This is a genomic window from Streptomyces sp. NPDC058308 (assembly GCF_042880275.1).
Lineage (GTDB): Bacteria > Actinomycetota > Actinomycetes > Streptomycetales > Streptomycetaceae > Streptomyces.
In genome coordinates, this window is record NZ_JBHVZA010000046.1 from 1 (window position 1) to 12,630 (window position 12,630).

Genomic DNA, 12,630 nt, shown 5'->3' on the forward strand with positions numbered 1-12,630 from the left:
CAGTCCCGGTACTGGGCGTACCGGGATGAGCCCGACAACGCGGCGAGCGTGCGTGCCAGGCGTCACGAGGCAGACGCGAGTTTGACGACAGGGCCTAGCCGGGGTTCGGGGTGCCCGTGCGCAGGGTGGCGAACAGTCCCCGCGCGCGGGCGCCGTCGAGCCCTTGCCAGGAACCGGCGATGTGCCCGGCTGCTCCCTGGGGAGGCAGGGGGTTGCCGTTCCCGGCGGGTTGCAGGACCCGGCACAGGTGGAGGAGCGCGCCGTGCGGGAGGGGCAGCGTCGTGCCTTCCTGGTCGTCGGTTGCGGGAGTCGCGGGAAGAGGCGGGACCGGGGCGGCCGGGCCCTCACCGGTGTATGAGGAGGTGACCTCCCGGTCGGGGGCGTCACTGATGTTCTGGTCCTGGGCCTGTACCCGGCCCTCGACCAGCGCGAGCAACTGGGCGACCAGCACCGGGTCGTGGCAGCCGTCGTAGGCCCAGCGCCGGCCCAGCACCCCGTGCTCCATCGTGCCCACGAGGGCGTGCTCCGCGCCGTCGAGCGGGGCGCCGCGATAGGTGAGCGGCACTAGATACGCGGTCGCCTCGGCGCCGGACGTATCGGTGACCACGATGAACTCCATGCCCACCGCCCCCTCCGGGTCATCGAGACGGAAGCCGCCGGACGTGACCAGCTGCGGTTCGCCCGCGCCGCGGTACCACGGGCGTGCGGGGAGCCAGGAGCCGAGCAGTTCCAGCTTGCTCGGTTCAACGGAGGTGCGGTGGATGACGGCCATGCCGGGGGCTCTCTTCCGTCGAGCGGGTGCGGGCGCCCCTACCTTGCCACCTGAGTGGCGGGGGCAGAGCGGTGAGGTACTTGGGGCGGGTTTGTATCCAGTGGGTATCACGCAGCGCTTGGTCCCCCATCGATCGGGCGCTCCGGCCCCGATGGAAGTTGCCGAGCCCGTTGTCTGCCATATCGTTCCTTTGAGGTCGTCATCGTTCCTTTCAGGTCGTCCGGCCCACCCGCCTCTTCCACCCCTTCCGCGCAGGAGTGATCCACCCGTGTCGTCGTCCGCCCCGGCTCCGGCCTCCCCGCAGCCCGTCCGTGTGCTGCTGGTGGAGGACGACGATCTGATGCGCCGGTCCTTCGCCGTCGCCCTGGAGCGCTACGGGTACGGGGTCGAGGTCGCGGCGGACGGCCTCGCGGGGCTCGAACTCTTCCGGGACGAGCGGTTCGACCTGCTCATTCTGGACGTCATGCTGCCCGGCCTCGACGGGATCGGGCTGTGCCGCAGGGTCCGCGAGACCAGCCTGGTGCCGGTCCTGATGATGTCCGCGCGCGGCGACGGACTCGATGTCGTCGCCGGTCTGGAGGCCGGGGCGGACGACTACGTGGTCAAGCCCGTGGACACCTACGTCCTGGTGGCCCGCATCCGCTCGCTGCTGCGCCGGGCGACGTACGCCCCCGCCCCGGGGCTCGGCCCGGGGCCCGGCCCGACCGCGGGCGAGGGGACGCCGCCGCCCGAGGAGAGGGTGCTGGTCTTCGGGGATCTGAGCATCGACACGGGAGGCCTGGAGGTGACTGTGTCCGGGCGTCCGGTGGCCCTCACCCCCACCGAACTGAAGCTGCTCCTCGAGTTCGCTGCCCACCCGGGGATCGTGCTGGAACGGCACACGCTGCTGCGCAACGTCTGGGACTACGGCTGGGACGGCGACAGCCGGGTCGTGGACCTGTGTGTGCAGCGGCTGCGCGGCAAGCTGGGACGGGACCGCATCGAGACGGTCCGCGGTTTCGGCTACAAGCTCAGGCGCTGAGCCCCGTGCCGTCGTTCCGCCGGCCGCGGCCGGTCCGGGTGGCCCTGCGCTGGAAGATCGCGGCGCTGGCCGCGGCCACGGCCTGTCTCGTCGCGGCGGTCGTGGGCGTGCTGGTGCATGCGTGGACCGCGCGGGACATCCGCGGCCGGGCGGACGCGAACGCCTTCAACACCGTCTACTCCGCGATGGACACCTACCGGCGCACCGGAACGCTGGCCGACGGGGCCGAGCTGGATCCGGACGACCTGCCCGCCGCACTGCGCCACCCGGCCGACGGCGAGCGGCACACGGCCTTCGACGGACGCGTCGAGGACAACCTCGGGCCCAGCTACTGGGGCGCCCAGCGGGTCGGCGGGCCGGGCAGCCGGGTCCTTGCCGTCCGGATCAACATGAGCCCGGAACTGCACGAGCTGCGCCGGCTCGACGTGGTCATGGTGGTGGCCTCGCTGGTGGCGCTCGCGGCGGCCGTTCCCGTGGCGGTGTACGGTGCCGGGCTGCTCGGCCGGCGGCTGCGACGGGTCTCCGAGACGGCCAGCCGGATCTCCGCGGGGGACCTGGACGCCAGGACCGGGCCCGCCAAGGGCCGCGACGAGGTGGACGACATCGCCGCCACCGTCGACCTCATGGCCGACAACCTCGCCCGGCAGCTCCGCTCCGAGCGCCGTTTCACCGCGGACGTGGCCCACGAACTGCGTACCCCGGTCGGCGGTCTGCTGGCCGCCGCGGACCTGCTGCCCGCGGGTGAGACGGAGGACCTGCTGCGGGCCCGGGTGCGTGATCTGCGCGGACTGGTCGAGGACCTCCTCGAGATCTCCCGCCTCGACGCGGGGGCCGAACAGCCGGTCCGTGCCCATGTCCCACTCGGGGCGGTCGTCTCCGAAGCGGTGGTGCGCACCGGCCTGGACACCGAGGTCGCGGTCGCCGAGGTCGCGGTCGGCGAGGCCGCGGTCGGCGAAGGGCCGGAGGACGAGGCTGCGCGGGTGCGGTCGGCGCAGACCGTCGAGACGGACCCACGTCGCCTCGAACGCATCGTCAGCAACCTCGTCGTCAACGCCCACCGGCACGGTGCGGCGCCGGTGCGGGTGACCGTCGGGGGACACACCGTCGTCGTACGCGACCACGGCCCCGGCTTTCCCCCTGAGGTACTCCGCGACGGGCCGCGGCGCTTCCACACGGGCGCGGCGGAGCGCGGCTCGGGACACGGCCTCGGTCTGACCATCGCGCTGGGCCAGGCACGGCTGCTCGGCGCCGAACTGCGCCTGGACAACGCCCCGGACGGCGGCGCGGTCGCCACTCTGCGCCTGCCGGACTGACCCGCGCGGCGCACCCACCCCCTCCCGCTGCGCTACGCCCGCTACACAACCGCCGCGCAGCAAAGCCGTGACCGATACATCACGGCCCAGGCGCCGATACGTTCCCCGGGCACCCTTCGACGTGCACCTTCCGCACCGACGAGGAGTCACCCTGTGAATCCCGGCCCCTTCGCCCCGCACCAGCGGCATGCCCCGCATCATCTGCACGCGAGCACCGGAATCGCGGCCGCCACCACCGACCTGTCGAAGGTCTACGGCAGCGGCGACACCCGCGTCGTCGCCCTGGACCGGGTCAGCATCTCCTTCCGGGAGGGCGAGTTCACCGCGATCATGGGTCCCTCGGGCTCCGGCAAGTCCACCCTGATGCACTGCGCCGCCGGACTCGATTCGGTCAGCTCCGGCTCCGTACGCATCGGCACGACCGAGCTCAGCACGCTGAACGACCGGCAGCTGACGGAGCTGCGCCGTGACCGGATCGGCTTCATCTTCCAGGCGTTCAATCTGCTGCCGACCCTGACCGCGATCGAGAACATCACGCTGCCGCTGAGCATCGCGGGCCGCCGCCCCGACGAGGAGTGGCTGCGGCGCGTGGTGTCCATGGTCGGTCTCGCCGAGCGTCTCGACCACCGCCCCGGGCAGCTGTCCGGCGGGCAGCAGCAGCGCGTGGCGGTGGCCCGCGCGCTGGCCTCCCGGCCGGGCATCGTCTTCGGCGACGAGCCCACCGGCAATCTCGACTCGCGTGCCGGGGCCGAGGTGCTCGGCTTCCTGCGCGATTCGGTGCGCGAGCTGGGCCGGACCGTGGTCGTGGTCACCCACGACCCCGTCGCCGCCGGCTACGCGGACCGCGTGGTCTTCCTGGCCGACGGCCGGCTCGTCGACGAGATGGAGCAGCCGACGCCGGAGCGGGTCCTTGACCTGATGAAGACGCTCGACACCGGCCCTCGCACCAGCTGACGGGCCGCGCCTCTCCGCCGCGGCCGCCGCACCGGCGCGGCACACCCGGCCCCATCGGCGCCCCAGGGCAACCGCCCCCGCACTGCACTGCACTGCACTGCACCAGCCAACCGCTCGCTGGCTCTCTCCCGGCAAGCCCTCCCCCAGGATCCGCCTCGTATGTTCCGTACCGCTCTGCGCAACGTCTTCGCGCACAAGGCCCGTCTGGCCATGACCGTCCTCGCGGTCTGCCTGGGTGTCGCGTTCGTCAGCGGCACCCTCGTCTTCGCCGACTCCTCGGCCGCGGCCTACCGCGCCGCCGCCTCGCAGAATATCGCCGGGATCGCCGTCAGCGTGACCCCGCAGGACCCGCCTCCGGGCACCCCCGTCGACGAGCACTCCCCCGCACTGGACGACGCCCTGGTGAGGAAGCTGGCGGGCCTCCCCGGTGTCACCGCCGTGCGCCCCACGGCCGACGGTTCGGCCGTCCTGAACGCGGCGGACGGCACGCCGCTGCGGGCCGGCAAGGCGTGGGCCAACCTGGGCTCCGCCTACGTACCGGGCAAGGACGGCAAGGACAGCCGGTACCCCCTGGCCGAGGGCCACGCCCCGCGCAACGGCGCGGAGTTGGCCGTGGACAGCGGGACCGCGTCCGCCGGGCACCTCCGCATCGGTGACATGGTCACGGTGGCCACCGACGGCCCCGTCATGAAGAAGCGACTTGTCGGCACCGTGACCACCCACGACACGCGGGTGACGGCCGGCGGCACCCTCGTCCTGTTCGACAAGGCCAGCGCCCAGCGGCTGTTCGCGTCCCCCGACCACTACACCGGCATCGACGTATCCGCCGCGGGCGGCACCGACCAGTTCGCACTCTCCCGCCGCGTCGAGGACGTCCTGCCGACCGACCGGGCCCAGGCGATCACGGGCGGCGCGCAGGCCGAGCAGCAGGCGACGAACGTCGACACCATGACCCGCGGCTACCGGAAGATGCCCATGATCTTCGCCGGGGTGTCGCTCTTCATCGGCTCGTTCCTCGTCGTCAACACCTTCACCATGCTGGTGTCCCGGCGTACCCGGGAGATCGCGCTGCTGCGGGCGATCGGCGCGGGGCGCCGCCAGGTGGTGCGCTCGGTCCTCCTGGAGGCCCTGCTGATCGGTCTCGTCGCGTCGGCGGCCGGTTTCCTGCTCGGTCTGGGCTTCGCCGCCGTACTGCCCGACGTCCTGGGCACCACCGGCGACACCCTGCCCGACGGGCCGCTGGTGATCGGCGCGCGGCCCGTTCTCGCGGCTCTTGGCGTGGGGGTGGGCGTCACCGTTCTCGCCGCGTGGCTGCCCGCGCGCAGGGCGGCCGGGATCGCTCCCGTCGAGGCGCTGCGGGTGGCCGAACAGCCGCCCTCCGCCGCGCGATCCCGCCGCCGCGGTGTACTGGGGCTCGCGCTCCTCGTCGTCGGTGCCGGTCTCCTGGTGTCGCTCACCGGGGCCGAAGACGCTTCGGAGGAGAACCTGCGGAGCGCGATGCTCGGCTGCGCCGTCCTGGTCGTCGCCATGATCGTCCTTTCGCCGCTGTTCGCCGCTCCCGTGATCCGGCTTGCCGGACGCCTCACCGGACGCTTCGGCGCCGTCGGCCATCTCGCGCGGGAGAACGCGCTGCGCGACCCGCGGCGCACCGCAGCCACCGCCGCCACCTTGATGATCAGTACGGCGCTGGTCGCCGGGCTCGCCGTCATCGGGAACTCCACCGCCCAGGCCCTCGACCGCCAGAGCGCGGCAGGGCTCGGCGCCGACTACGTGATCGGTACCCGCACCCCCACGAGCGGCATCGACAAGGCCGCCGTCCGGCGGGTGGCCGACACCCCCGGGGTGCGGACCGCCGCCGCGGTCTCGGACTCCACCCTGTTCGTCGGCGGCCGCGTCCGAGCGGTCTCCGGCGTCGACCCGCGGTCGGCCGCCGCCACCATGAAGCTCGACTTCGTCGACGGCTCGCTCGACGACCTCGGGCCGGGCCGGATCGCCCTCTCCAGCGGCCTCGCGCGGGAAGAAGGCGTGGGCGCGGGCGACAGGCTCACCGCGTCGATGGGCCGCGACCAGCAGGTCACGCACTACACCGTCGTCGGCGTCTACCGGGACAACCCCACGGCGCAGGACGCGCTGGGCGCCCGTAGCGAGGTGCGGCACCACAGCTTCAAGCCCGGCTCCGTGCAGCGGATCCTCGTGCGCACCGACGACGGCGCGACCGCACGGACCCAGGACCGGCTGCGTACCGCCGTGGGCGCCAGCCCGCTCCTGAAGGTGCAGGACCGCGAGGAACTCGTGCGCGAGGCGGCCGGTGCCGTGGGCAACCTGCTGACGCTGATGTACGGCCTCCTTGTCATCGGTGTCGTGATCTCCGCGCTCGGCATCGTCAACACCCTGGCCATGTCGGTCGCGGAGCGCACCCGCGAGATCGGTGTGCTGCGCGCCATCGGCATGGACCGCTCCGCAATCCGGCGGATGATCCGCCTGGAGGCAGTCACCGTGGCCGCGTTCGGCACGCTCCTCGGCCTGGTGGGCGGGGTGTTCGGGGCGTGGGCGGTCGGCGCACTGGCCAACGGCGCGATGGAGCAGTACGCGCTGTCGGTCCCGTGGGGAACGCTGGTACTCGTATGCCTGGCATCCCTGGCGACCGGCGCACTCGCGGCCACGCTTCCGGCCCGCCGGGCGGCGGGGCTGAGCCCGCTGGAGGCTGTGGCGGAGGTCTGAGGGGCGGGCGGCAGTCGTCGGCTGTCAGACCTCGGCTTCGTCCGACGGCCGACGACTGCCGGACAGGGAATGCCCGCGGTGTCTGTCCCATCGGGAGTGCTCGCCGACGTGGCGATCGTGATGACACCGTGCGCGGTGGCCATGATGACCTCATGGCGGCAGAGAACCGTGAATACACCGAGGACGGCCACTTCATCATCGTCAAGGGCCGCCGTTGGCGGGCGACCGACCCCCGCGTGCCCGACGACGTGAAGGAGCGCCTCGTCCACCACCTGATGGCGGCCCGCAGGGCCGTGGCCGCCGCGGGCGACGACGAAGCGGCCCGCAAGGCCGCGCGGGCCCGCGTGCAGCTGGCGAAGACAGGGCTGGGGGAACGCGGCACCGCGTGGTGGGAACAGGAGCTCGCCGAGCGACGCAGGCGGTGGGACGACTGCCTGCGACAGCTGGAGGAGGAACGGGGCACCTCACTCAGCGGGCCCGCCGGGCGGTAGCGTGCCCGGACGCGGCGTCCTGTCGCCCCGGGCGGCGGCGATTGGGCGTGCCGCGGTTGTGCCCGCACCGAGGACGGCGGATTCTGTAGGCAATGAACGCGGCTGGTGTGGCGCCATGACGGCCTGGAACGCGGAGCGGAGTGTCGACTTTCGTGGCCCCCTCGACATCACCAGGGCGGCCACGGCGATCGTCGACGCCCGGGACACGGTCGTCGGGTGGAGTGCCGCCGCGACACAGCTCCTCGGCTACCCGCAGCAGGAGATCGTCGGCCGGCCCCTGTCCACGCTCCTGTCACCGCCCGGCACGGCGCCCACCGTTCCCCCTCTCCCTCCCGGGTTCCGGGGCGACGAGATCCGCGTGGTCCGGCACCGGGACGGGCGCGAGCTGATCGTGGCCGTCGCGGTCTGCCCGCTGGCGGGCGCCGGTGCTCCGCTGCGCGTCCTCGTCGCGACGGAGCTGACGGATCTGCGCTGGTGGGAAGCCCGGCAGGCGCTGTTGCACGGGCTGACCACCCAGTCACCCGTCGGCCTCGCCATCTACGACACCGATCTGCGTCTGACCTGGTGCAACGCGGCGTACGAGCAGGACATGGGACGCCCTCTCGCCGAGTTCCGCGGCTCCCGGGCCGATGAGCTGTACTCGGCGGGGAGGTTCGTGACCAGGGGGCACCCGCCCACCCTCGACGCGGTCATGCGCCACGTCCTCGACACCGGCGAGCCGTTCCTGGACCTGCACTTCGAGGGGCGGCCGCCCAGCGACCCGGACACGGACCACCTCTGGTCCTGCGCCTACTACCGGCTCCAGGACGCCGACGGTCACGTCTTCGGCGTGTGCGAGGACGCCTTCGACATCACCGACCGCTACCGGGCCCAGCGGCGCCTTGCCCTGCTCGTCGAGGCGGGCCGCGGCATCGGGACCGCCCTCGACGTCCTCGCCACGGCCGAGAAGATCACCGAGGTGGCCGTGCCGGATTTCGCCGCCACCGTCACGGTCGACCTCGCGCGGGCGGTGCTGGAGGGCGAAGTTCCGGCCACCGGCGGGTCGGCGTCGATGTCCCTGGTGCGGGTCGCCCGCAGCCCGGCCGAGGACACCCATGAGGAAAGAGGCCGGGACCACCCGCCGGTACGGTACCCGCCCGGTTCTCCGCAGGACCGCTGTCTCTCCTCGGGCGGGCTCGTCCTCCAGGACGCCACCCTGGTCGTTCCGCTGCGGGCCGGGAACAGCGTCCTGGGACTCGTCACGTTCCTGCGCGGGCCCGCGGCCACCTTCGACAGCGGCGAAGTGGCGCTGGCCGACGAGTTGGCCGCCCGGACCGCCGTGTCGGTCGACAACGCACGCCGCTTCACGCGTGAACGCACCGCCTCCCTGGTCCTCCAGCGCCAGTTGCTGCCCCGGCAGGTGCCGGAGCAGTCGGCGGTCGACGTGGCCCACCGCTATCTGCCCACGGACGACGTGACAGGGGTGGGCGGTGACTGGTTCGACGTCATCCCGCTGTCCGGGACCCGGGTCGGGCTCGTGGTCGGCGACGTGGTCGGCCACGGTCTGCAGGCCGCCGCCACGATGGGCCGGCTGCGGACGACCGTACGCGCGTTCGCCCAGATGGACCTGGACCCCGTCGAGCTGCTTTCGCGGCTCGACGATCTGGTGGCGCAGACGGGGGACGAACAGTGGAACGAACAGGGGGCGCCCGACGGCGCGTACGCCGATGTGACCACCGGAGCGACCTGCCTCTACGCGGTCTACGACCCGGTCTCGCGGCGCTGCGTCATGGCCAGGGCCGGGCACCTGCCTCCGGCGGTCGTCGATCCGGACGGGCAGGTGTCCTTCCCCGACCTGCCGGCCGGCCCGCCGCTGGGCCTCGGCGGTCTGCCCTTCGAGTCCATGGAGATCGAGCTGCCGGTGGGCAGCCTGCTGGCCCTCTTCACGGACGGTCTGGTCGAAGCGCGCGACCGCGACATCGACCACGGACTCGACACCTTGGGACGCGTGCTGGGCGACCGGCACGCGTCCCTGGAAGAACTGTGCGACCGGGCAGTGGCGGAGCTCGTGCCGGGCGGTTCGACGGCCGACGACACGGCCCTGCTGCTCGTCCGCACCCGTGAGCTCGACACGTCGCAGGTCGCCGAGTGGGAGCTGCCCGCGGAGCCCGTCGCCGTGGGCCGGGCCCGGGACCTGACCACCGGCCAGTTGTGCCGCTGGGGCCTCGAAGAGCTGTCGTTCACGACCGAGCTCGTCGTCAGCGAGCTGGTGACCAACGCGGTCAGGTACGCGGAAGGGCCGGTCCAGGTGCGTCTGATCCGTGACCGCACCCTGCTGTGCGAGGTCGCCGACACGGGCCACACCTCACCGCACCTGCGGCACAGCGGCGAGGACGACGAGGGCGGCCGCGGCCTCTTCATCGTGGCGCAGCTCGTCCAGAGGTGGGGCACACGCTATATGCGCTCCGGCAAGACCATCTGGACCGAGCAGGCCTTCCCCACGACGGCACGGGACGGCCGGTGACGGCCGGGCGGCCGAGGCCGCGGCCGTAACTCCCCCTGCCGTCTGGCGCCCTCCGCCCGAGTGTGCTGAGGTGCCCGGAGCCCTGGAATTCCCGCCCGTGCTCCCGGAGAGTGACCTTGCGCAGCTTGACCTTCGTCATCGGTACGGGCCGCAGCGGCTCCACGGCGCTGTCCCGCATCCTCAACACGCACCCCGACGTACTCAGCCTCAACGAGTACATGGCCTCCGTCGGCGAAGTGGCCTTCCCCGAAGGCCAGTTGTCGGGTGCGGAGTTCTGGGACGCCCTCTACCGGCCCACGTCGTACTTCGCGGGCATGCTCCGCAGCGGGCTGCCGATGCCCGAGTTCCTCTACACCCGCAGTCCCGGACGGTACGCGGCGGAGACCGGCATCCCCGCGCTCTCCCTCATGGTGCTGCCCCACCTCACCGACGACCCCGACGGCCTGCTCGACGAGATCCGCGCCGCGGTCGTCGACTGGCCCGTCCGGACCGCCGCCCGCCATCACGAAGCCCTCTTCGAGCTGCTCGGCACGTGGTTCGGGCGCACCGCCGTCGTGGAGCGCTCCGGATACTCGACGGGGTGGGCGCCGGGGCTGCGGGCCGCCTTCCCGTACGCGAAGTTCGTGCACCTCTTCCGTGACGGGCCGGACTGTGCCCTCTCCATGAGCCGTCACCCCGGGTACCGGGTGATCACGTTGATGCGCGAGATCAGGGAACGGACGGGTGTCGAGGACTTCGCGGACATGACGGCCGACCAGGTCCGTTCGCTCCCGCCGGAGTTGGCCCTCCTGCTCGGCGAGCGCTTCGATCCCGCCCTCGTACGGGACCGGGAGCTCCCCCTGCGGCGCTTCGGCACCCTCTGGTCCGAACTCGTCGTCCAGGGCACGCGGTTCATCGACGGGCTGCCCGCCGCTCAGCGCATGACGCTCGGCTACGAGGACCTCCTCGACGCGCCCCGCGATGAGCTCATCCGCCTCGCCGCGTTCGTCGGGGTCGAGCCGTCCCCGCGGTGGCTGGACGGCGCGTGCGCCCTGCTCGACGGCGGCCGCCGCGGCTCCGCGGCGGGGCAGCTGACCGCCGCCGAACTCGCCGAACTGCGGGAGAGCTGCGCCGCGGGCACCCGCGCGCTGGCAAGGACGCCGCACGACGGGCACCGGGCGCCATGAGAGAACGGGTCCCGCGGCGCCCGCGGGACCCGTTCCGGTTCGGCCGGTCAGCCGGGACCCGCTCGGTACATCCCTCCCTTGCCTCGGCTCGCGCCGGGCTCTCCCTGCCGGGCGGCCGCGCTGGCGGCCAGGGCGAGCAGGAGAGCGACACAACCGGTGATGACGTTGCTGACCACGGTCCTCGTGGTGCTGACGTCACCCGCCACGACCCACGGGGCCACGATCGTCCACACGCCCAGCGCGCAGGCGGCCCACGCCATGCTGTGCGTGCGGTCGTAGGCACGGCCGAAGCCGCCGCTCATCAGGAGGGCGTAGGCGATGCCGACGATCAGGTTGGTGACCGTGAGGCGGGTCAGGCCGTTGAACCCCGCTATCCAGGGCGAGGCGGCCAGGTAGAGCCCCGTCAGGAAGGCCAGCGTGTCGATGGCCTGCACTTTCGGAGAGCTCGCCGCACGTTCGGCGCTCTCGTGACGCGCGCGTATGTCGGCGATGTCCGGGTGCGTTTCCATGGAGGACGGGGACATGGGAGACGTTGCCACTGCGTCCACCTCCAGTTAGGTGGTTCTTGGGTGCGGACAGGGCCGCGCGCACCGAACGTCGTCACGCGGCCGAACCAGGACTCGGGGCGGTGGCAGCAGACAGGTGGCTGCCGGGTTTCCGGGCCGATCCGGGGCGGTCCGTCCCGCTCGGCCGGAGGGGGCTCGCGTCGTCCGTGCCGGGCGACGGGCCTTGAGAGGGCACTGCTCTTCGGAGCCCGCTGCGGCGTCGGCTCCTACCTACCCCGAGAATACTCGCCCTCACCCGTCTTGTCGTACGGCGGAGGGGGCCGTTCCGGCCGGTCCGGCACGCCTGGTCCCGGCCGGTCCGGCACGCTTGCCTGCGTAGCGGCCGGGGGGAATGCCCACGACCCGTTTGAAGTGCCGGGTCAGATGGGCCTGGTCGTAGAAGCCGACCTCCGCCGCCACCTCGGTGGGCGGCCTGCCGTCGAGGAGCAGTCGCCGGGCGCGCTCGACCCTGCGGGCCATCAGGTACTGGTGCGGGGCGATGCCGAAGGCGGCACTGAACGCCCGGACCAGGTGGGTGGGGTGGGCGTGCACCCGCTGTGCCGCCTCGTCCAGGGTCACACCGCTCAGCAGCCGCTCGTCGAGGAGCTCCCGCAAGCTGTGCGCCACCCCGCGGACCTGCTCCGGACGGGCCGCGGCGAGCCGGGGCCTGAGGTGGCCACGGAGCCGCTCGCCGACCAGGGCGAGGCGGCTCTCGGCCTCCAACTCGTCGCCGCGCCGCGCAAGGGCCGCGTGCAGCTGTCCGATGCGCCGGCGCAGCAGCGGGTCGGTGATGTCGGGGTCGTCCACCGCCGGGCCGATGAGGCTGTCGTCGAGGAGGGGCGCGTCCAGATACAGCACCCGCTTGCGGAAGCCGTGCGCGGTGGCCGGGGAGCCGTTGTGCGGCACCTGGGGCGGCAGCAGCGACACGGTGTCCCGCGGGGTGCCGCGTTCGCGGCGGTCCAGGTCGTAGCGGACGGCGCCGTCGTCGACGATGAGCAGCGTCCACACGTCGTGCACGTGCATCGGGTACGCGTGCTCGGTGAAGTGCGCGTGGAAGACCTCCACGACGCCCGGCACCTGCGGGCGCCACGCGGAGACCTCCTGCGGGGACGACATGCCAAGAACGTACAAGACCGGGCGGCCG

The 12,630-nt window shown here is 72.9% G+C and carries 10 protein-coding genes; 7 read left to right on the forward strand and 3 right to left on the reverse strand.

Translation table 11 applies throughout. The features are described from left to right. Positions 1–94: 94 nt before the first annotated feature. Positions 95–772, reverse strand: coding sequence for a 1,4-alpha-glucan branching protein (locus ACFVYL_RS35695; protein ID WP_389723742.1), 678 nt, complete (start codon positions 770–772; stop codon positions 95–97). 340 nt (positions 773–1,112) lie between these two features. Between ACFVYL_RS35695 and cseB the strand changes: the two genes are divergently transcribed. From cseB to ACFVYL_RS35730, 7 genes are all read left to right on the forward strand, one after another. After that, complete coding sequence (gene cseB, locus ACFVYL_RS35700) at positions 1,113–1,793, forward strand: two-component system response regulator CseB (protein ID WP_389723824.1); 681 nt, start codon at positions 1,113–1,115, stop codon at positions 1,791–1,793. Positions 1,794–1,798: 5 nt separating this feature from the next. Further along, positions 1,799–3,106 carry a sensor histidine kinase gene (locus ACFVYL_RS35705; RefSeq protein ID WP_389723745.1) on the forward strand — a complete coding sequence of 436 codons (1,308 nt, stop codon included), beginning with the start codon at positions 1,799–1,801 and terminating at the stop codon, positions 3,104–3,106. 153 nt (positions 3,107–3,259) lie between these two features. Beyond that, positions 3,260–4,060: an ABC transporter ATP-binding protein gene (locus tag ACFVYL_RS35710; protein WP_389723748.1), complete on the forward strand. Its 801-nt coding sequence runs from the start codon at positions 3,260–3,262 to the stop codon at positions 4,058–4,060. A 159-nt stretch (positions 4,061–4,219) separates the two neighbouring features. After that, a complete protein-coding gene (locus ACFVYL_RS35715; RefSeq protein ID WP_389723751.1) occupies positions 4,220–6,781 on the forward strand; it encodes an ABC transporter permease in 2,562 nt (853 codons plus the stop codon). 152 nt (positions 6,782–6,933) lie between these two features. After that, positions 6,934–7,272: a hypothetical protein gene (locus tag ACFVYL_RS35720; protein WP_389723753.1), complete on the forward strand. Its 339-nt coding sequence runs from the start codon at positions 6,934–6,936 to the stop codon at positions 7,270–7,272. A gap of 115 nt (positions 7,273–7,387) precedes the next feature. After that, on the forward strand, positions 7,388–9,775 hold the full coding sequence (locus ACFVYL_RS35725; RefSeq protein WP_389723755.1) for a SpoIIE family protein phosphatase: 2,388 nt from the start codon (positions 7,388–7,390) through the stop codon (positions 9,773–9,775). A gap of 110 nt (positions 9,776–9,885) precedes the next feature. Continuing rightward, complete coding sequence (locus tag ACFVYL_RS35730) at positions 9,886–10,941, forward strand: sulfotransferase (protein ID WP_389723758.1); 1,056 nt, start codon at positions 9,886–9,888, stop codon at positions 10,939–10,941. Positions 10,942–10,988: 47 nt separating this feature from the next. Here ACFVYL_RS35730 and ACFVYL_RS35735 read toward each other — a convergent pair whose 3' ends face one another. Further along, a complete protein-coding gene (locus ACFVYL_RS35735) occupies positions 10,989–11,450 on the reverse strand; it encodes an SPW repeat protein (RefSeq protein ID WP_389723827.1) in 462 nt (153 codons plus the stop codon). A 288-nt stretch (positions 11,451–11,738) separates the two neighbouring features. Next, a complete protein-coding gene (locus tag ACFVYL_RS35740) occupies positions 11,739–12,602 on the reverse strand; it encodes an AraC family transcriptional regulator (RefSeq protein ID WP_389723761.1) in 864 nt (287 codons plus the stop codon). Positions 12,603–12,630: the final 28 nt, after the last annotated feature.